This is a genomic window from Lentzea sp. NEAU-D7 (assembly GCF_026242055.1).
Classification (GTDB): domain Bacteria; phylum Actinomycetota; class Actinomycetes; order Mycobacteriales; family Pseudonocardiaceae; genus Lentzea.
In genome coordinates, this window is sequence record NZ_JAPJDL010000014.1 from 119,159 (window position 1) to 137,748 (window position 18,590).

The following is an 18,590-nucleotide window of genomic DNA, read 5'->3' on the forward strand; positions in this document are numbered from 1 at the left end:
GCGTGGGCGACTGGCTGACGGACACGCGCGACTCCTACGACGCGGTGGCGGTCAGCTACGCGGAACGCACACGCGGCCTGCTCGACGGCCTGCCGCACCTGCGGGCGGCGCTGCGGTTGTTCGCCGAGGAGGTGCGCGGGCCCGTCGCGGACGTCGGCTGCGGGCCCGGCGACATCACCGCGCTGCTCAACGGACTGGGCGTGGACGCGTTCGGGATCGACCTCTCCCCCGCGATGATCGCGCTGGCGCGGGAGAACCACCCCGGGCTGCGGTTCGAGGTGGGCTCGATGACCGAGCCGCTCGGCCACGGGGTCGGCGGGATCCTCTGCTGGTGGTCGCTGATCCACGTGCCGGACGATCTTGTGCCCGTGGTCTTCGGACACTTCCGGGAGGCGCTGGCGCCGGACGGGTTGCTGCAGCTGGGTTTCCACGTCGGCGACCGCACGAACCTCAAGACGCGCGGCTACGGCGGGCATCCGATGAGGGTGAACGTGCACCTGCGGCCGCCCGACCGGGTGGCGGGGTGGCTGCGCGACGCGGGCTTCACCGTGGAGGCGCGGTGGCTGCTGGGCGAGGACGGCGCGGTGCTGTTCGCCCGGCGCGGGTGAGACCATCTGGCCGTGTCAGAGGAACAGACCTGCCAGCGCTGCGGTGAGACGGTCGAGCTGGAGACCGAGGACTTCGAGTTGTTCGAGCGGATGCACCCCGACTGCTTCCACTTCGCGTTCGAGCACGACCTGGCCAGGCCCGGCCTCAGCGCCGACGAGAACTGCGGCGACGACGCCTGCCCCGCCGGGGCATGAGAAAAGGGGCGCACCCCCGAGTGCGCCCCTCTCCCACGTCCCAGATCAGCTGCTGTACGCCTCGAGCGGCGGGCAGGAGCACACCAGGTTGCGGTCGCCCTTCGCGCCGTCGATGCGGCGGACCGGCGGCCAGATCTTCGGAGCACCGGTACCGGCCGGGTACACGGCCTCCTCGCGGGTGTACGGGTGGTTCCACTCGCCGACGGTCACGCAGGCCGCGGTGTGCGGGGCGTTGCGCAGCGGGTTGTCCTCGACGGGCCACTCGCCGGCGCCGACGCGGTCGATCTCGCGCTTGATGGCGATCATGGCGTCGATGAACCTGTCGATCTCGGCCAGGTCCTCGGACTCGGTCGGCTCGACCATCAGGGTGCCGGCGACCGGGAACGACATCGTCGGGGCGTGCAGGCCGTAGTCGGCGAGGCGCTTGGCGACGTCGTCCACCGTCACGCCGGTGGCCTTGGTGATCGGGCGCAGGTCGAGGATGCACTCGTGGGCCACGAAACCGCCCTCGCCGGTGTAGAGGACCGGGTAGTGCTCGTCGAGACGACGCGCCACGTAGTTCGCGGCCGCCACGGCGGTCAGGGTGGCGCGGCGCAGGCCGTCGCCGCCCATCATGCGCACGTACGCCCACGAGATCGGCAGGATCGACGCGGAACCCCACGGGGCGCCCGAGATCGGGCCGACACCGGTGGCCGGTCCCGCGGTCGGCTGCAGCGGGTGGTTCGGCAGGAACGGGGCGAGGTGGGACTTCACACCGATCGGGCCGACGCCGGGGCCACCGCCGCCGTGCGGGATGCAGAACGTCTTGTGCAGGTTCAGGTGCGAGACGTCCGAGCCGAACTTGCCGTAGCGCGCCAGGCCGATCAGCGCGTTGAGGTTCGCGCCGTCGACGTACACCTGGCCGCCCGCGTCGTGGACCAGGCCGCAGACCTCGCGGACGGTGTCCTCGTACACGCCGTGCGTCGACGGGTAGGTGATCATGATCGCGGCGAGGTCGCCGGCGTGCTCGGCGACGGTCTGGCGCAGGTGGCCCATGTCGATGTTGCCCTTGTCGTCGCACTTCACGACGACGACGCGCATGCCGGCCATGACGGCGGACGCGGCGTTGGTGCCGTGGGCGGACGACGGGATCAGGCAGACGTCGCGGTCGGCGTTGCCGTTCGCGCGGTGGTAGGCGCGGATCGCGAGCAGGCCCGCGAACTCACCCTGCGAGCCGGCGTTGGGCTGCAGCGACACCGCGTCGTAGCCGGTGACCTCGGCGAGCCAGGCCTCCAGGTCGGACACGATCTTCAGCAGGCCCTTCGCGTCCTCGACCGGCGCGAACGGGTGCAACGTCGAGAACTCCGGCCACGTGATGGACTCCATCTCCGCGGTGGCGTTCAGCTTCATCGTGCAGGAGCCGAGCGGGATCATGCTGCGGTCCAGGGCGACGTCCTTGTCGGACAGCGCGCGCAGGTAGCGCAGCAGCGCGGTCTCGGAGCGGTGCGCGTGGAAGACCGGGTGGGTCAGGTAGTCCGAGGTGCGGCGCAGGTCGGCCGGGATGCCGTCGGCGGTGTCGGCGTCGATGGCGTCCACATCGGACCCCGTGACGCCGAAGGCCTCCCACACCGCGACGATGTGCGCGCGCGTCGTCTTCTCGTCGCAAGCGATTGCCACGACGTCGTCGTCGACCTTGCGGAGGTTGATGCCGGCCTCGCGCGCCTTCTCGACGACCGCGGCGGCCCGGCCCTCGACGCGCACCTGGACGGTGTCGAAGAACTCGCCGTGCACGACGTCGAGCCCGGCCTCGCACAGGCCCGTGGCGAGCACGGTGGCCAGGCGGTGCACGCGGGTCGCGATCGAACGCAGGCCCTCAGGACCGTGGTAGACGGCGTACATGGACGCGATCACGGCCAGCAGCACCTGCGCGGTGCAGATGTTCGACGTGGCCTTCTCACGGCGGATGTGCTGCTCGCGCGTCTGCAGGGCCAGGCGGTAGGCCAGCGAGCCGTCGGCGTCGACGGAGACACCGACGAGACGGCCGGGCAGCTGACGCTCCAGACCGGACCGGACGGCCATGTAGCCGGCGTGCGGGCCGCCGAAGCCGATCGGCACGCCGAAGCGCTGCGTGGTGCCGATGACGACGTCCGCGCCGATCTCACCCGGCGCGCGCAGCAGCGTCAGCGACAGCAGGTCGGCGACGACGACGGCCTGGGCGCCGGCGGCGTGGATCTCCTCGATCAGCGCGGCCTGGTCGCGCACCACACCGGACGCGCCGGGGTACGACAGCAGCACGCCGAAGAAGTCGCCGCCCAGGCCCAGGCCCTCGATGCCCTGCGACAGGTCCGCGACGACGATCTCGATGCCCAGCGGCTCGGCACGCGTCTCGATGACGGCCAGCGTCTGCGGCAGCGTGTCGGCGTCGATGACGAACTTGTTCGACTTGGACTTGCCCGCGCGGCGCACCAGCGTCATCGCCTCGGCGGCGGCGGTCGACTCGTCCAGCATGGACGCGTTCGCGACGGGCAGGCCCGTCAGGTCGCCGACCATGGTCTGGAAGTTCAGCAGCGCTTCAAGACGGCCCTGTGAGATCTCCGGCTGGTACGGCGTGTACGCGGTGTACCAGGCGGGCGACTCGAGCACGTTGCGCAGGATCACGCCCGGCGTCACGGTGTCGTAGTAGCCGAGGCCGATCATCTGCGTCATCGGGCGGTTCTGCGAGGCGAGCTCGCGCAGCTCGGCCAGCGCCTCGGTCTCGGTGGCCGGGGCGGGCAGGTCCAGCACGAGGTCGCGCTCGTGGATGGACGAAGGCACCGCGTGCTGCGCCAGCTCCTCGAGCGAACCGACGCCGATCACGTCGAGGATGCGCGCGAGTTCGGCGGGACGCGGACCGACGTGGCGGTCGGCGAACGGGGTGCCGTGCTCGAGAGCGGCGAGCGGAATGCGGTCCTGCGTCATCAAACGCCTCCGGGGGCTGCGGGCACACGTGTCCTGGTGCCCTCCCCGCTCTGTCCGTACCCCGAGGGGCGCCTGAGAGGTTCACCCACCACAGGATGGGCTTTCACCGTCGGCGGGATTCCCCTTGCGGGGACTCCACTTTCCAGAGGCGTCTCGCTCTGGCGGTCCTGGATGCCTGAGAGGTTCCCGGGGAGGGACTTGCTCCTTCGGCGCCGGGCACTAGGCCCGGGCTCTCCCGCCTGAGTTCAGCGACTACCCGAGAAGAATACCCGCAGGCAGCTCGGGTAGTCGCTACGGACGCGACCTACATCTCAGTGCCGAGACCGGCGAGCGCCCCGGCGACCGGGTCGGCGGGGTCGTCGCGCACCGCCACGAGCAGGTGCCGGGTGCCCACGACGGCGTCCCCGCGCCGGGCCGCGACGAGCTTCGCCCGTTCCAGCGCCCGTTCCACCGGGCCACCGCCGGCGGGCAGCGCGGCCGGGTCCACGCCCGCCTCGCGCAATGCCGCCGCCCCACCGGACTCGAGCTCCGGCTTCAGCCTCCGGCCCGACACCGCGAGCTGGTGGTCGACCGTCAGCACCGCCTCCACGAGATCGCGCGACGAGACGTCGCGCCGCGCCGCGACGGCCAGCCTCTCGGCCTCGTTGCGGACCACGGTCAGCACCGGGCCGCCCAGCCCCTGGCCCCGGGCGATCCAGCGCGTCAGCCAGCGCACGTACCCGCCGCCGGACTCCCCCTCCAGCGCCCCCGCCTTGCGCAGCAACCACACCGCGGGTGCTTCCTCGGGTTCGGCGTAGGTCCGCGCGGCATCGGCTCGCACGGCGTCGGCCGTCGCCTCGACGTTTACGCCGAGAATCACGAACAGGTCCGCAGCCCTTCCGGACTCCTGCTCCAGCAAGGCGAGCGAGAGGTGGGTCGTGGTCAGCACGCCGTCCCCGGCCCGGGCGACCGCCGCGCGCAGACACCCGTCCAGCGCGACGCTGACGGGCAGAACCGTCTCGACGCGGGCGAGGTCGCAGGCGGCGCTCATCAGCGCCGTGACGGCCGGATCAGGCTCGGGAACGACCCCGCCGTCGTCACCGGCCCAGAGCTCGGTCCCCCTGGCCATCGCCTGGGCGCGCATCGACTTCACGCCGAGCTTGCGGCCGGGGCCGGTCGTGTCGATCAGCGAGATCAGCAGGTTCTCGGTGCCGGCGAAGCCGAACTCCAGGCGGACCGCGCGCCGCACGGCCGCGGCCAGGACCTTGACCACCTGTGACGAAGGGGTGTGCGTCATGCCGGCAACGCTAGGGACGGGCGAGGCGGCGGCGCTGCTGCCGACCGGCCACGCGCGAACGGCCGGTCGGCCACGTTCGGCGAGCCGGTCAGCCGGTCGCGCGCTCGCGACGGCGGCGGGTCAGCTCGTCCTCGGTCATCGGGGCGATCTCGACGCCGTCCGCACGTTCGGACGGGAACTCGTGGATCGTGCCGGAGATCTCCCGCATCGCTCCGCTGACCGCGATGCCGAACACGCCCTGGCCGCCCTGCAGCAGGTCGACGACCTCTTCGGGCGAGGTGCACTCGTAGACGGTGGTGCCGTCGGAGAAGAGCGTGATCTTGGCCAGGTCCTGCACGCCGCGGCGGCGCAGGTGGTCGACCGCGACCCTGATGTTCTGCAGGGAGACACCGGTGTCGAGCAGTCGCTTCACGACCTTGAGCACCAGGATGTCCTTGAAGGAGTACAGCCGCTGGCTGCCGGAGCCGTGCGCCATCCTTATCGTCGGCGCGACCAGCCCGGTCCTTGCCCAGTAGTCGAGCTGCCGGTACGTGATGCCCGCGATCTGACACGCCGCGGGTCCTCGGTAACCGACGAGCTCGTCCGGCAGCGAGGAGTCCGGGAACAGTTCACCCTGCAGCCCGGATTCGGCCCTCAAGGGCGCTTCCTCGACCACGCCTGCCTCCCCTCGGAACGGCCACGAAACTCATGACCGTCAAGCCGCCGCGTCCACTTCCGCGAAGCGGCGACGTCCACTCGAGTTCGACGGTAAGACCGGTCCGATGGCAGGTCAACGCGACGCGCGGGGAGTTGCGACCCTCAACCTGAGGTAGAGAGTCATACCGTCACCCGAACTAGCACCTTCAGGTGACGTTTAGTGATCGTTTAGCGATCAAAACGACCGTAGGTAGTCCGATCGAGGGACGTCCAAACGAACTGCCCTCACGCCCTCACGGGACGGAGTGCGACCCCCTGAAACTCAGGCGTCCGCACCCCCGCCGTGTCTAGGTGTCCGCGCCGCGGAAGTCCTCGGGGGAGACGGAGTCGAGGAACTCGCGGAACTTCTCCACCTCGTCCTCCTGCTCGTCCGGGATGATCAGGCCCGCCTCGGCCAGCACGGACTCCTCGGCGTGGATGGGCACACCGACGCGCAGCGCCAGCGCCACCGAGTCCGAGGGCCGCGCGGACACCCGCACGTCGCCGTCGAACACGAGCTCCGCGAAGAACGTGCCCTCCTGCAGGTCGGTGATCCGCACCTGCTCGAGGTTGCGCCCCAGCGCACCGATGACGTCCTTGAGGAGGTCGTGGGTGAGCGGACGGGCAGGACGAACGCCCTGCTGCTCCAGTGCGATCGCCGTGGCCTCGACGCTGCCGATCCAGATCGGCAGGTAGCGCTCGCCCTCGGTTTCGCGCAGAAGAAGGATCGGCTGGTTCTGGGGCAGCTCCACCCGCACGCCGACGACACGCATTTCGCTCATCGGGCCTCGCCTCCCTCTAATCCGTTCGGGGACGACCCGGTTTCACACCCGAGCATCCCCCGGCGTACCTCTCCGACGCTACCCGCCAAGCGGGCCGAGTGCTCAATTGTTGCGGGCAGATCGTGATCAAGAAGGCACACCCGCCGACCGATCAGGACTGCCGCAAGCCCGCTCGCACCAACATCGAGTGCAACGAGGTGAAGAGGCCGGCCAATTCCCGGACCGTCTCGGTATCTGAGAACGACTTCAGCACGACCACCTCGTGATCGGCTGCCGCGCGGACCGCGCGCAGGTGCTCGCGCTCGACGCCGAGTCCGGTCATCGTCCGGATCGTGCGGAGCGCGGTGACGTCGTCAGAGGTGAAGCGGCCACCGGGGCCGGGGCGCAGCAGACCGTCGCGTTCCAGCTGGGCCAGCTGTTCCGCGCTGAACCCGGTCTGGGCCAGCAGGTCGAACCGCGAGAGCGAGCCGGAGTCCACCGGGGTGGCGTCGAGCTGCTCGCGGATCACCTTGAGCGGCAGGTACCTGTCGCGTTGTGCGGACAGCACGAACCGCAGCCTCTCGACGTCCGCCGTGCTGAACTGGCGGTAGCCGGAGGCGGTGCGTGCCGGGCGGACCAGCCCCTCCGCTTCCAGGAAGCGGATCTTGGAGATGGTGACGTCGGGGAACTCGGGCCGGAGCTGCGCGAGCACAGCTCCGATGCTCGAGGCCCCGCGTTGTGGCCGCCCGGCCGTCACGCGTCAGGCTCCCGCGGAGCCAGGACCCGTCAGGAAGACGAGGCGGAACTTGCCGATCTGAACCTCGTCGCCGTTCGCGAGGACGGCCTGGTCGACCGGCTCGCGGTTGACGTAGGTGCCGTTGAGGCTGCCGACGTCGATGACGACGAACTCGCCGCTCTCCCGGCGGAACTCGGCGTGGCGGCGCGAGACCGTCACGTCGTCCAGGAAGATGTCGCTGTCGGGGTGGCGCCCGGCGCTCGTCGTGTCGCGGTCCAGCAAGAACCGGGAACCGGCGTTCGGGCCGCGCTTCACCACGAGCAGCGCGGAACCGGCGGGAAGGGCGTCAACACCGGCAACGGCCGGCTCCTGTGCGGGCGCCTCGGCGCCGCCTTCCATCTCCTGGAGGAAGTCCGCCCGGAAGACGGAGGTCCGCTCCGGGGACTGCTCCGGCGGAACGCCTGGGCCGTCGTTCGTGCTCACCTGAGCTCTCCTCCTGCTGCTGGATCCGTCACTTCCCGTAAAACCTATCGCGTTGGGGTCACCGCCTTCAGCGCGGCTCCCCTTCCGGCCGAAGATCCGGCGAAAGATCGACGTCACTCCTTCTCCACCAACGCCTTGTACGCGTCCGCGTCCAGCAGGCCTTCCAGCACCTCGGGGTCGTTCAGCCTGATCTCGACCATCCAGCCCTCACCGTACGGATCGGTGTTGACGGCGTCCGGCGACTGGACCAACGCGTCGTTGATGGCGGTCACCTCGCCGTCGACCGGCGAGTAGAGGTCGGACACGCTCTTGGTGGACTCCACCTCGCCGAACGTGTCACCCGCCGCCACGGTGTGACCGACCTCGGGCAGCTGGACGAAGACGACGTCACCGAGCTGTTCCTGGGCGTAGTCGGTGATGCCGACGCGCACCGTGTTCTCGCCTGTGCTGGCGATCCACTCGTGCTCCTCGGTGTAACGAAGCTCCTCGGGAATCAACTGACTGCGCTCCTCGTGCTGAACCTGTATGGGGTGATCTTTTCACGCGACCGTGCGAGGTGTGACCCGCAGGGCCAGGAAGAACTGGTAGACGTACAGCAGCGCCGACCACAGGTAGAGGGCTCCGCCCCAGACCGTGAAGGCGTAGGCGACCGGCTGGGCGACCTGTGCCCAGCCCGAGTCGCCCTGCGCGAGAAGCAGCAGGGGGAAGGCGTAGAGCAGGTTGAAGGTCGCGGCCTTGCCCAGGTACGTCACCTCGAACGGGCCCCAGCCGCGTTGCCGCAGGACGAGCAGGCAGATGCCGACGACGACCTCCCGGCTCACCAGCACGAGGGCGACCCAGAGCGGCACGATGTCCCTGATCACGAACGCCAGCAGCGTGCAGAACACGTAGAGGCGGTCGGCGGCGGGGTCGAGCAGCGCGCCGAGGTTGCTCATCTGGTTGAGCCAGCGGGCGAGCTTGCCGTCCAGCCAGTCGGAGAAGCCCGCGAAGACGAGGATGAGCAGCGCCCAGCCGTCTTCGCGGGGTCCGAGCAACAGGTACAGGAACAGCGGAACACCGGCCAGCCGCAGCACGCTGAGCAGGTTCGGAATCGTCAGCAGGCGATCAGCCGGATCACGCACACCCGCACTCTAAACGAGTGACTGCGCAAGGGCTGCCGGATGGCGTCACGGCACGCTGTGCGACTGGTTGCGGGGTGCGGATCGTTCGTTCTCGCGGGGGTGGGACTCAGGCCGTCCGGGTGAACGTCCAGCCGCGGCGCTGCATCTCCGCACCGCTGATGGCGTGCGGACGGCCCCGGTCGTCGCGGCCCACCCAGCGAGCGCGGAAACCCTCGAGCACGTAGGCGTGACCCCGGCTCCACACCACGCTGCACGGCGTGGTCGGCAGCGCGGAATCGGACTCTGCGTCCTGCTGCGGCTGGGTTTCCATGGCGGTTCTCATCTCAGTCCCTCCGTGACATCAGGGATGTCGCGCACCGGGGCTCCGGCGTTATCCCTGAGAACGAATTCTGGCGGACTGTGGTTCAGAACACGTGTCCTGTTTGGGTCCTTAGCGTTAACTGGATCAATCGGCGCGCCGAGCTGTTCGGGTCCGAAGCGGAACGGATCTCCGGGTCCTTGCCTGCGCAACCGTTCGTCGTACGCCGATGACCGCACAACGCCCGTCCGGGATCGGCTGGGCCTAACCTCATCACGTGAACCAGGTGAAATTCGGTGCGGAGCTCCTCTCCCGGTTGATGGACCACCTGTGCTCGCGGCTCGACGGCTGCGAGGGCGTCGGGCTGAGCGTGTGGCCGGACGGCACGCTGCTGCGCGCCATCGGGGTCGCCGAGGAACTCGACGCCGAGCAGCTCAGCACCGGTTCGGGGCCGCTCGTCGACGCCTCGCGCGACGAACGGCAGGTGTTCGGGGAGGTCTCCGGGACGCACGTCGTCGCCGTGCCGGGCAGCTGGGGCGACAGCGGGCCGGTCGTGCTGACCGTCTACCTCTCGCACAAGCCCCAGGTCGAGGACCTGAAGGCCATCGAGGAGATAGAGCCGCTCGTGGCGACGGCGGCCGCGGTCGTCGAGTTCTGCTCGGGCGAGGTGCTGCGCGCGGACCAGATGGTGCGGATGGTGCAGCACCGCCGCTACATCGAACAGGCGAAGGGCCTGGTCATGGGGGCGCGGCCGTGCGCGCCCGGAGAGGCTTTCGAACTGCTCGTGCGGGCCAGCCAGCACGCCAACGTGAAGCTGCGGGACGTGGCCACCGCGCTGGTCCTGGTCGTCGGTGGGACGCTGGAGGACAGCGCGGAGGAGGTCGTCGAGCCGCCGCCGGCCGCGTTCGAGGTCGCGCGAAACCTGTGGGACGCGCTACGCGTTTGAACCGACCATTGTCCGGGTATGGACGACTCGACCTGTCCTGTGAAGCGGCCACTCCCGTACGGTGGTGTCCGCAGCGGTTGAGCCACCAGCCGCATCGGGGCCGCTGCGTGGCGGCTTCCTGTATTCGAGAGGAAGTACTTCGGTGACTGTGCAGGATCCGCGTGCGGAGCAGATCGAGCTGAAGGTGCGGCAGCCGGCGCCCGGAGTCACCGTCCTCGCCGTGTCCGGTGAGGTCGACATGGTGTCCGCGCCGGCGTTGCGCGAGGCCCTCATCAACGGGCTCGGCGACGGTGGCGTCTTCGTCGTCGACATGACCGGGGTGACGTTCCTCGGTTCCGCCGGGCTGGCCGTGCTCGTCGAGGCCGCGAGGCGGGCGCAGCAGGAGGAGGCCTCGCTCAAGGTCGTGGCGAAGGCTCGGGCCGTGACGCGTCCGCTGGAGGCGACCGGGCTCGGTGAGGTCTTCAGCCTGCACGACTCCGTCGACTCCGCGCTGGCCTAGCGCCTGCGGACGACGAGTCGGTTGCCCGCCGCGCTGAGCGCCTCGGCGACGTCGTGGAGGGCCTGATCGACCCCGCCCTTCTCCACGCCGAGCCCGCTGAGCTCGACGGTCAGCGGCACGGTGCCCCCACGCGCCGCGGTGGTGAGCGTGCGGCGCAGCGACGGACCTGCCTCGACGGGCACGTTCCCGCTCACGACCGCTACTACGCCGGAGGAGGTCTCGTGGATCTGGACGTCGCACTCGGGCGCCGCTCTGGCCACGGGCAGCACGGGCGAACGGGCCCGCCGCAGGCGCACGGTCGTGCCGCTCGCCCTGCGGTGGATCTCGACCTCGTCCACGCTCTCCCGCATGAGCAGAAAACCCCGTCCGCGCATGGTCATCGCCGGAGGCGGCACCCGCCACTGGCCGTGGTCGGTGACGTCCACGTGGGCGGAGCCGTCCAGGTCGCAGTGCGCACGCACCTCGACGGTGCCGCGGGCGGCCCCCGGATAGGCGTGCTCCACCGAGTTGTTGACCGCCTCGCTGACCGCGAGGACGAGATCGCTCGCTTCGTCCTCACCGAAACCGGCACCGTGCAGCCATTCACGAAGCTGGTGCCGCACAGGTGCCACTTCGCGCGCGTCCGCCGGGAATCGGAGGGCAAGGAAATCTTCGTGCACAAGCACAGCGCTCCTCCGGTTGGTTGCCTTCAGCAGGTGACTTCCCTGGGAGCCCCGCCAGTACACGTGTGGAATGAGATCGATTCGGGTACGGCAACTACATGCCGTCCCTAAGCAGAACGGACTACGAGGTGGCTGTGACTCAACTGTCAGGCGTCGAGCTCCGGATGGCGGCGGATCCCACGCAGCTGTCCATCGTGCGTGCTGTCGCCGCGGACATCGCGATGCGGCAGGACTTCGACCTCGACTCGATCGAGGACCTGAAGCTCGCCGTGGACGAGACCTGTTCCACGCTGATCACGCTGGCGGCGCAGGACGCCGTGCTCAGCTGCCACTTCGCGGTGGACGACAAGGGTGCCGTCCACGTTGCGGCGAAGATCTCCGCGAAGTCCGCGGCGGGGCCTGACGAGGCCAGCTTCGGCTGGCGGGTGCTGACCGCGCTCGTCGACTCCGTGCAGACGCGGGTCGAGGAGAGCGAAGGGTTCCTGGTGCACATCAACCTCGTGAAGTCCACGGCAGGGGCGGTGGATGCGTGACCGGATCGGAAGAGGCGACCAAGACCGAGGAGAAGAAGGCCCGGTCGGGTGACTACGACCACCTGGCACCGCTGTTCGCCGAGCTCGCGGGGACGCCTGACGGCCCCGCGCGCGAGACGTTGCGGGACAGGCTCGTCACCGAACACCTCCCGGTCGCCCAGCACATCGCCCGCAGATTCGGCCACCGCGGCGAACCGCACGAGGACCTGGTGCAGGTCGCGACGGTCGGCCTGATCAACGCGGTGGACAGGTTCGACCCCGAACGCGGCAGCGACTTCCTGTCGTTCGCGGTGCCGACGATCATGGGTGAGGTCCGGAAGTACTTCCGCGACTCCAGCTGGTCGGTGCGGATGCCGAGGCGGCTCAAGGAGCTGCACCTGGCGATCAACGCGGGCACCTCGCGGCTGTCCCAGTCGCTCGGTCGTGCCCCGACGCCGTCGGAGCTGGCCGAGCACCTGGGCCTGTCACGCGAGGAGATCCACGAAGGACTCGCGGCCGGAAACGCTTACCAGAGCGCGTCCCTCGACGACATGCTGATGTCGGAGGACTCGTCGATCTCGCTGGGCTCGACCATCGGCGAGGAAGACCCCGAGATCGCGATGATCGAGCAACGCGAGGCGCTGCACCCGTTGCTGGAGAAGCTGCCGGAGCGCGAACGCAAGATCGTGGTCATGCGCTTCTTCGGCAACATGACCCAGACCCAGATCGCCCAGAAGGTCGGCATCTCCCAGATGCACGTCTCGCGGTTGCTCGCGAAGACGTTGCGTCAGCTGCGGGACGTGCTGGAGGAGTAGGCACGAACACGGCGCCGGGCCGCGTTGACGATCTGGCGCCGTTCGTCCTCCCCCATGCCGCCCCACACGCCGTACGGCTCTTGAGCCTCGAGCGCGTGGGCCCGGCATCGTTCGAGCACGGGGCAGTGCCCGCAGATCGCCTTCGCCTTGTCCTCGCGGGCCGCCCGCGCGTAGCCGCGTTCGTTGTCGGGGTGGAAGAAGATCGCACTGTTCTCGCCGCGGCACAGGCCGTCCATCTGCCAGTCCCACACCTCGGTGACCGGCTTGGGCAGACGGGTGGTGCAGGTCATCGCGACTCCCGGAGGACTAGGGGAAAGAGTTGCGATCACTGCGTACCTCGGTCTGACCAGGGATAAACCAGTTACAGCCTTTCGGGTGCGCCAATCCCCAGCAGGGACAGGCCCAGCGTGAGCACGCGTGAGGTCAGCGTGAGCAGGTGCAGGCGCGAATCCTGCAACTCGCGCGTCTCGGCGGTCGCCACCGGGCAGTCGTTGTAGAAGGTCGAGAACGCCGTCGCCGTCTCGAACAGGTAGGTCGTGAGCTTGTGCGGCGCGAGCTCGTCGATGGCCGCGTGGACGGCCGTGGAGAGCTGCAGCAGCTTCAGCGCCAGGTCCCGCTCGGCCTGCTCCCGCAGCTCCAGCGGCGCGTCCTGGGGCGCCTCACGCCCGACCTTGCGGATGATCGACAGGATGCGCGCGTTCGCGTACTGGATGTACACCGACGTGTCGCCGGTCTTGGCGAGCATCTTCTCCCAGGTGAAGACGTAGTCCTTCTCCCGGTCGTTGGAGAGGTCCGCGTACTTCACCGCGCCGATCCCGAGCGTGCGGGCGAGGGCGGCCTTCTCCTCACCCTCCACTTCGGACGTTTCCGGCATCACCTGGTAGGAGTTCTCGACGGCCTCGGTGAGGAGGTCGATCAGCTTGATCGTGCCGCCGGCCCGCGTCCGGATGGTCTTGCCGTCGGCCCCGAGGATCGTGCCGAACCCGGTGTGCACGGCGGTGTGCGCGTCGTCGAGCCACCCGGCCTGCTTCGAGGTGGCGAAGATCATCTGGAAGTGCTGGGCCTGCGGCGTGCCCACGACGTAGATCAGGTCGTCGACCTTGCGCTCCCGCACCCAGTACCGGACGGTCGCGAAGTCGGTGGTGGCGTAGCCGTAGCCGCCGTCGCTCTTGCGCACGATCAGCGGCAGCCGGTCGCCCTCGCGGTTGGTGAACCCCGGCGGGAACACGCACAGCGCGCCGTCGCTGGTCTCGATGAGACCCTTCTGCTGCAGCTCGGTGATCGTGTCCGCGAGGTACGGGTTGTAGAAGCTCTCGCCGTAGTTGTCCTCGGCCGTGAGACCGATGCCGAGCAGCTCGTAGACCTCGTTGAAGTGCCGCTGCGACTCGCCCACGAGCTCGTGCCACAGCGCCAGCGTCGCCTCGTCGCCGCCCTGCAGCAGCACCACGCGGCGCCGTGCGCGGTCCGCGAAGCCCGGGTCGTTGTCGAACTTCTGGCGTGCCTGCTGGTAGAACGCGTTGAGGTCGCTGATCTCGTGGTCGGCCCCGTGGCCCTCGTCGGTCAGGTGCTCGATGAGCATGCCGAACGGGGTGCCCCAGTCACCGAGGTGGTTGTGCGGGATGACCTCGTGCCCGGCGAAGGTGAGCAGCCGGCAGAACGCGTCGCCGATGATCGTCGAGCGCAGGTGCCCGACGTGCATCTCCTTGGCCACGTTGGGGCTGCTGTAGTCGATCGCGATCCGGCGGGGCTCGTCGGTCTCGGGCACCCCGAGGCGGTCGTCCGCGAGCAGCTTCGCGGCCTGCGCCTCCAGCCACTCGCGGCGCAGCTTCAGGTTGATGAAGCCGGGGCCGGCGATCTCCGGCGTCTCGACCGCGTCCTGGGCGTCCAGGTGCTCCACGATGAGGCCGGCGACCTCGCGGGGGTTCCTGCCGACCTTCTTCGCGAGGCTCATCGCGACGTTGCACTGGTAGTCGGCACCGTCTCGGTTGGACGGTCGGATCAGCGCTTCCTCGGCGGTGATGTCCACGTCCAGGGCGACGCGCAACGCCCGCGCGACCCGCTGGCCCAGTTCGAGCCCGACATCCCCACGCAGCACTGAACCCACCTCTCGACCTCTGGCTTGTTCACCCGAGTATTTCACCCGCGGCAAACCCCGTTCACCACCGCCCGAGCAACAGCGCCCCTCCGCCGACGAGCGCGGCGACGCTGACCGCCCCGAAGAACGTCACCCACCCCAGCGCCGGCACCCCGGTCAGCCAGGCGAGCTGGTCGGCGTCCGACCGGGGGGCCTGCCGGCGCCACCGCTTGACCTGCAGCTCCCACACGGGCCGGACACCGCCCAGCAACAGGAACCAGGCGAACACGTACGCGGCCGCGTCCCGGACCTCGACGGAGGCGTAGTAGGAGACGAAGAAGAACACGCCGCCGGTGATGATGACGGACAGCACGCCGAACACGTTGCGGATCATGACGAGCATCGCGGCGAGGAACCCGATGCTGATCCACAGCATCAGCTGGATCTGCTCGTTGGTGATCAGCACGGCCGCGCCGAACCCGAGCAGGGACGGCGCGACGTACCCGGCCACCGCGGTCAGCACCATCCCGGGCCCGCGGGGCTTGCCGCGCGACACGGTGAGCCCGGACGTGTCGGAGTGCAGCTTGATCCCGCTCAGCCGCCGTCCGGTCAGCACGGCCAGCAGGGCGTGCCCGCCCTCGTGGGCGATGGTGATGACGTTGCGGGTGACCCGCCAGATCCCGTGCAGCGCGACGGCCAGGAACGCGGCGGCCGCCGTTCCCCACGTGATCAGCACTTCGTCGGTCAGCAACTCGGAAGGCATCGCGACATCGAAACAGACGCGGGGGGGGAGGCGCCAGTGGGGGGGGACGGCGCGGGGGGGGCGCACCGCGGGGGGTGGCACCCCCTCGACCGCCCCTCCCCCCCCCCCCCCCGCGCCCCGGGCCCGCCGCCCCCCCCCCCCCCCCCCGCGTCCGTGCCGAACAGGGGCTGGTGCCCCAGGTCAGTGCTAGTGCTTGATCCTGTCCTTGCTCACCCGCTCGGTCTTGGGATCGACGACCGCCTGCTCGCGGGTGATCGGTTCCGTGGTCCGCGCCGCGGTGGGAAGCGGCTCGGTGATCGCCGCCCCGTCCCGCTCTCCGCGGAACGCCTCCGAGCGGGGCTCCGGCAGCACCGGGTCCTCGTCCTCGACCAGCTTGCGGCGCGCGGGCATGACCGCGAGCAGCAGACCGAACAGCGAGATGCCGAGGTGCAGCCAGTTGTCGTTGACGTTGACCGCCAGCGGGTTGCCGTACTGCTCGGCCGGGTTCTGGGCGAGGATCCCGGTGATCATCAGGTCCCACACGAAGAGCGCGGCGAAGCCGGCGAACAACAGCCAGCCGTACATCCGCGCGAGGCCCGAACCGAGAGCCGTGAGCAGACCGAGCACGCCGACGGCCACCATCACCAGGTTGTGCAGCGGGTTCACGGAGAACCCGAGCACGAACGACTGCGTGGCCCAGTCGCCGATCCCGGTGCGGGTGAAGCCCACGACGCCGAACACGATGAACGCGATGCCGGCCAGTCCGGCCAGCACCTGCACCGGCTGAAGACCGGCGATCTTGATGCGGTGGGTCATGACGCCCTCCAGGCTCCAGTCTTGTCGCCCGGCGGACTACCCCTGCCTCACAGGGACCAAACGTTCGGCCCGGTGGCGTGGATCTAGGCCAGGCCCTTGCGGCCGATGCCCGCGTACGCGCCCGGCACCACGGCCGGAGCCTCGATCGACAGACCTTCCATGAGCTGCTCGACCGGCGCCGGGTGCGACACCACCAGGAACCCGCCCACCGGCAGCGCGTGCCGGTAGCGGCGCACGACGCGGCCGGGGCCGGTGGCGTCGTCGACGTACCTCAGGACGTCGACCATCAGCACCGCGTACGGCTCGCGGAGGTCGAGGTGCGACACCACGCCTGGATGGCGGAGCACCTGGTCCGGGCGGCGCAGGTCGGCCTCGACCGCGCACGCCCGCGGTTCGCCGCGCAGCAGTCCGCGGGAGAACGCGACCGTCACCGGATCCGAGTCCACGTAGACGACACGGGCGTCGGGCAGTGTCTGGTGCGTGGCACCGCACGTCGGGATGCCCGAGCCGAGATCGAGGAACTGGCGCACGCCCGCCGCCCAGCAGTGGCGGACGGCGTGACGCAGGAACGTGCGCTGAGCGCGCGTCACGAGCGGCAGTTCGGGGTCGATCCGGACGGCCTGCTTGGCGAACGCGCGGTCGGCGGCGTAGTTGTGCGCGCCTCCGAGGTAGAAGTCATGGATGCGCGCGGCGTTCGGCCGACGTACGTCGACCTCGTAGCGTGCGAAGGCGGGGACCGCAGCCATTCGCAGAGCGTAACTGGCGCCTAGACCATTCGGGCGAAGTTTTCGAAGATTCTTTGGGTCCGTCTGACATGAACCCCTTCGCGGGAGGGCCCGGTCCACCCCACGAAGACCGGGCCACGTAGCGCGTACGGGGATCGAACCCGTGTTTCCGGATTGAGAATCCGACGTCCTGACCACTAGACGAACACGCCGAGAACGAGCACTGACACAAAATGCCCGTAGAAATAGAAGAAAGTGAACTAGCAGGTCACAGCTTGGAGGGCGCTCCGGCCCATTCATCTGCTCGGATCATGTGAACAATGATGACCGAGAGCGCACACCCGCCGCAAAGGAATTAATCGAGCCACGTCAGCGCGAACCACAGAGCGGTCCGCGCGTCGGCCGTTCCAAGATCACGATCGAGCAGCCGTTCGACGTGCGAGATCCGGTGCCGGACGCTGTTGCGGTGCACGCCGAGCACCGTCGCGGCCCGGTCCCAGCTGCCGTTCTGGGCGAGCCAGGCCCTCAGCGTGCCGACCAGTTCGGGACGCCCGAGCAGAGGCGCGAGCTCGCGGCGGGCGAACTCCGCGGCGGCGACCGGGTCCACCAGGGAGGACAGGCCGGACGCCGGGAAGGCGGGCTCGCCGGTCGCCAGGGCACGCGCGAGCAAGGCCGTGGCTTCGTTCACGGCGCGTTCCACACCGGTCTCCGCGACCGGTGACGAGACGCCGACCGGCCCCGAGACCTCCGCTCCGGAGGCCACCAGCGCCAGGAAACCGCCGTCCCGCACCGAGACCAGCGGCCCGTACCGCTGCGCCAGCACGTCGTAGCCGGCCCGCGACCGTCCCGCCACCACCCGGTGGGGACCGGGCCCGAGCACACCCTCCACTCCGGACACCTCCGACCGCAGCAGGGCCGAGGCGGCGAGCCGGGCGATCTGGCCGCGTTCGCTCGCCAGGTCCCGGCGCAGCAACCCGAGCAACGCGAGCGCGACCGCGACGACGGCCCGTTCGGCGGGCGACAGCGGTGTCCCCCGCCGCACGACCAGGACGGCGGACTCGACGGGGTCGAGCGTGACGTGGTCCTCCCCCACCTGGGCCGAGGCCGAACGGGGTCCCCGGCCGGACGACACCCGTGCGGCGAGCGAGGCGACGTCCTCGGGGGCGGAGGCCGGATCCACCAGGTCGGCCCGGCAGTTCAGCACCACCGCGAGCGTCGTCAGCACCGACTCGACAGGACGGACGCGGGTCGCGGCGCGGGTCAGCGCGCGCTGGCTGTCGGCGAGCATCCGCTGCTCCCGCAGGGCGATCTCCGCGAGCAACGCGCCGAGTGCCTGCGAGACCGCGAGGAACGGCGTCGACGGCGGCACCTCCAGCAGCGGCATCCCCTGCGTCCCGCAGGCCTCCACCAGCGGCGGCGGCACAGTCGGGAACTCCGGCTCGACGCCGAAGCCGACCGCCGAGACGCCGGAGGACACCAGCCCGGCGACGTACGCGGGCACGTCGACCGGGAACCGCACGCCGGCCGTGAGCAGCAGCTCCTCACCGACCAGGTACGGCGTCGGGTCCTCCAGCTCGGACACGTGCGCCCAGCGGACCGGCCGGTCCAGCCCGTCGGCTCCACACAGGACGGTCAGCCCGAGGTCGGCCCGGGCGACGAGGTCCTTCAGCGGGACGGTCTGCACAACCATGGCCCGCCGATTGTGCACA

General features: G+C 70.0%; 22 protein-coding genes, 1 tRNA gene and 1 riboswitch. Of the genes, 6 read left to right on the forward strand and 17 right to left on the reverse strand.

Features of this window, described 5'->3' with window-relative positions:
• Window positions 1-2 precede the first annotated feature (2 nt).
• Complete coding sequence (locus tag ORI60_RS26635) at window positions 3-608, forward strand: class I SAM-dependent methyltransferase (protein WP_266040733.1); 606 nt, start codon at window positions 3-5, stop codon at window positions 606-608.
• A 12-nt stretch (window positions 609-620) separates the two neighbouring features.
• The gene (locus tag ORI60_RS26640) at window positions 621-803 is read left to right on the forward strand and encodes a hypothetical protein (protein WP_266040734.1); all 183 of its coding nucleotides are present in this window, start codon (window positions 621-623) and stop codon (window positions 801-803) included.
• 45 nt (window positions 804-848) lie between these two features.
• Here ORI60_RS26640 and gcvP read toward each other — a convergent pair whose 3' ends face one another.
• From gcvP to ORI60_RS26685, 9 genes are all read right to left on the reverse strand, one after another.
• Window positions 849-3,740: an aminomethyl-transferring glycine dehydrogenase gene (gene gcvP, locus ORI60_RS26645; RefSeq protein ID WP_266040736.1), complete on the reverse strand. Its 2,892-nt coding sequence runs from the start codon at window positions 3,738-3,740 to the stop codon at window positions 849-851.
• A gap of 152 nt (window positions 3,741-3,892) precedes the next feature.
• A riboswitch (glycine riboswitch) is annotated at window positions 3,893-3,988 on the reverse strand.
• 56 nt (window positions 3,989-4,044) lie between these two features.
• Window positions 4,045-5,016: a Clp protease N-terminal domain-containing protein gene (locus ORI60_RS26650; protein WP_266040738.1), complete on the reverse strand. Its 972-nt coding sequence runs from the start codon at window positions 5,014-5,016 to the stop codon at window positions 4,045-4,047.
• A gap of 88 nt (window positions 5,017-5,104) precedes the next feature.
• Window positions 5,105-5,671: a MerR family transcriptional regulator gene (locus ORI60_RS26655; RefSeq protein ID WP_323055945.1), complete on the reverse strand. Its 567-nt coding sequence runs from the start codon at window positions 5,669-5,671 to the stop codon at window positions 5,105-5,107.
• Between the two features lie 328 nt (window positions 5,672-5,999).
• Window positions 6,000-6,473, reverse strand: coding sequence for a bifunctional nuclease family protein (locus tag ORI60_RS26660; protein WP_030468959.1), 474 nt, complete (start codon window positions 6,471-6,473; stop codon window positions 6,000-6,002).
• 151 nt (window positions 6,474-6,624) lie between these two features.
• A complete protein-coding gene (locus tag ORI60_RS26665; RefSeq protein WP_266040740.1) occupies window positions 6,625-7,164 on the reverse strand; it encodes a MerR family transcriptional regulator in 540 nt (179 codons plus the stop codon).
• 48 nt (window positions 7,165-7,212) lie between these two features.
• Entirely contained in the window at window positions 7,213-7,671 is a 459-nt protein-coding gene (gene garA / locus ORI60_RS26670; RefSeq protein ID WP_030476302.1) for a glycogen accumulation regulator GarA, read from the reverse strand.
• 113 nt (window positions 7,672-7,784) lie between these two features.
• On the reverse strand, window positions 7,785-8,168 hold the full coding sequence (gene gcvH, locus ORI60_RS26675) for a glycine cleavage system protein GcvH (RefSeq protein ID WP_266040741.1): 384 nt from the start codon (window positions 8,166-8,168) through the stop codon (window positions 7,785-7,787).
• Window positions 8,169-8,210: 42 nt separating this feature from the next.
• The gene (locus ORI60_RS26680; RefSeq protein ID WP_266040742.1) at window positions 8,211-8,792 is read right to left on the reverse strand and encodes a CDP-alcohol phosphatidyltransferase family protein; all 582 of its coding nucleotides are present in this window, start codon (window positions 8,790-8,792) and stop codon (window positions 8,211-8,213) included.
• Between the two features lie 106 nt (window positions 8,793-8,898).
• The gene (locus tag ORI60_RS26685) at window positions 8,899-9,114 is read right to left on the reverse strand and encodes a hypothetical protein (protein ID WP_266040743.1); all 216 of its coding nucleotides are present in this window, start codon (window positions 9,112-9,114) and stop codon (window positions 8,899-8,901) included.
• 253 nt (window positions 9,115-9,367) lie between these two features.
• Between ORI60_RS26685 and ORI60_RS26690 the strand changes: the two genes are divergently transcribed.
• Window positions 9,368-10,036: an ANTAR domain-containing protein gene (locus ORI60_RS26690; protein ID WP_266040744.1), complete on the forward strand. Its 669-nt coding sequence runs from the start codon at window positions 9,368-9,370 to the stop codon at window positions 10,034-10,036.
• A gap of 142 nt (window positions 10,037-10,178) precedes the next feature.
• Window positions 10,179-10,535, forward strand: coding sequence for an STAS domain-containing protein (locus ORI60_RS26695; RefSeq protein ID WP_266040745.1), 357 nt, complete (start codon window positions 10,179-10,181; stop codon window positions 10,533-10,535).
• On the opposite strand, the gene ORI60_RS26700 is transcribed toward ORI60_RS26695, so the two are convergent.
• Window positions 10,532-11,260, reverse strand: a complete 729-nt coding sequence (locus ORI60_RS26700; RefSeq protein ID WP_323055946.1) for an ATP-binding protein — start codon at window positions 11,258-11,260, stop codon at window positions 10,532-10,534. The two genes, ORI60_RS26695 and ORI60_RS26700, sit on opposite strands and share 4 nt — an antisense overlap.
• A gap of 71 nt (window positions 11,261-11,331) precedes the next feature.
• On the opposite strand from ORI60_RS26700, the gene ORI60_RS26705 reads away from it, so the two are divergent.
• Both ORI60_RS26705 and ORI60_RS26710 read left to right on the forward strand, forming a co-directional pair.
• Window positions 11,332-11,730, forward strand: coding sequence for an ATP-binding protein (locus tag ORI60_RS26705; protein WP_266040747.1), 399 nt, complete (start codon window positions 11,332-11,334; stop codon window positions 11,728-11,730).
• Window positions 11,727-12,524: a SigB/SigF/SigG family RNA polymerase sigma factor gene (locus tag ORI60_RS26710; protein ID WP_266040748.1), complete on the forward strand. Its 798-nt coding sequence runs from the start codon at window positions 11,727-11,729 to the stop codon at window positions 12,522-12,524. The genes ORI60_RS26705 and ORI60_RS26710 overlap by 4 nt, the downstream gene beginning before the upstream one ends.
• Here ORI60_RS26710 and ORI60_RS26715 read toward each other — a convergent pair.
• The 7 genes from ORI60_RS26715 to ORI60_RS26745 all read right to left on the reverse strand — a co-directional run bounded on the left by ORI60_RS26715 (window position 12,497) and on the right by ORI60_RS26745 (window position 18,571).
• Complete coding sequence (locus ORI60_RS26715; RefSeq protein WP_090072333.1) at window positions 12,497-12,814, reverse strand: WhiB family transcriptional regulator; 318 nt, start codon at window positions 12,812-12,814, stop codon at window positions 12,497-12,499. The genes ORI60_RS26710 and ORI60_RS26715 overlap by 28 nt on opposite strands.
• A gap of 71 nt (window positions 12,815-12,885) precedes the next feature.
• Window positions 12,886-14,619 (reverse strand): arginine--tRNA ligase, encoded by a 1,734-nt coding sequence (gene argS / locus ORI60_RS26720; RefSeq protein ID WP_266040749.1) that lies wholly within the window; start codon window positions 14,617-14,619, stop codon window positions 12,886-12,888.
• Between the two features lie 61 nt (window positions 14,620-14,680).
• Window positions 14,681-15,361 carry a M50 family metallopeptidase gene (locus ORI60_RS26725; protein WP_266040750.1) on the reverse strand — a complete coding sequence of 227 codons (681 nt, stop codon included), beginning with the start codon at window positions 15,359-15,361 and terminating at the stop codon, window positions 14,681-14,683.
• A gap of 186 nt (window positions 15,362-15,547) precedes the next feature.
• Window positions 15,548-16,156: a DUF4383 domain-containing protein gene (locus tag ORI60_RS26730; protein WP_266040751.1), complete on the reverse strand. Its 609-nt coding sequence runs from the start codon at window positions 16,154-16,156 to the stop codon at window positions 15,548-15,550.
• An 83-nt stretch (window positions 16,157-16,239) separates the two neighbouring features.
• On the reverse strand, window positions 16,240-16,902 hold the full coding sequence (locus ORI60_RS26735) for an SAM-dependent methyltransferase (protein ID WP_266040752.1): 663 nt from the start codon (window positions 16,900-16,902) through the stop codon (window positions 16,240-16,242).
• Window positions 16,903-17,021: 119 nt separating this feature from the next.
• Window positions 17,022-17,093, reverse strand: a tRNA-Glu gene (locus ORI60_RS26740).
• 143 nt (window positions 17,094-17,236) lie between these two features.
• Complete coding sequence (locus ORI60_RS26745; protein WP_266040753.1) at window positions 17,237-18,571, reverse strand: PucR family transcriptional regulator; 1,335 nt, start codon at window positions 18,569-18,571, stop codon at window positions 17,237-17,239.
• Between the last annotated feature and the right edge of the window lie 19 nt (window positions 18,572-18,590).

Bases quoted from the DNA above. Each gene is read 5' to 3' on its own strand.
- ORI60_RS26660 (WP_030468959.1), bottom strand. From the start codon at position 6,473: ATGAGCGAAATGCGTGTCGTCGGCGTGCGGGTGGAGCTGCCCCAGAAC.
- ORI60_RS26730 (WP_266040751.1), bottom strand. From the start codon at position 16,156: ATGACCCACCGCATCAAGATCGCCGGTCTTCAGCCGGTGCAGGTGCTG.
- ORI60_RS26650 (WP_266040738.1), bottom strand. From the start codon at position 5,016: ATGACGCACACCCCTTCGTCACAGGTGGTCAAGGTCCTGGCCGCGGCC.
- ORI60_RS26735 (WP_266040752.1), bottom strand. From the start codon at position 16,902: ATGGCTGCGGTCCCCGCCTTCGCACGCTACGAGGTCGACGTACGTCGG.
- ORI60_RS26725 (WP_266040750.1), bottom strand. From the start codon at position 15,361: ATGCCTTCCGAGTTGCTGACCGACGAAGTGCTGATCACGTGGGGAACG.
- ORI60_RS26715 (WP_090072333.1), bottom strand. From the start codon at position 12,814: ATGACCTGCACCACCCGTCTGCCCAAGCCGGTCACCGAGGTGTGGGAC.
- ORI60_RS26685 (WP_266040743.1), bottom strand. From the start codon at position 9,114: ATGAGAACCGCCATGGAAACCCAGCCGCAGCAGGACGCAGAGTCCGAT.
- ORI60_RS26745 (WP_266040753.1), bottom strand. From the start codon at position 18,571: ATGGTTGTGCAGACCGTCCCGCTGAAGGACCTCGTCGCCCGGGCCGAC.
- gcvP (WP_266040736.1), bottom strand. From the start codon at position 3,740: ATGACGCAGGACCGCATTCCGCTCGCCGCTCTCGAGCACGGCACCCCG.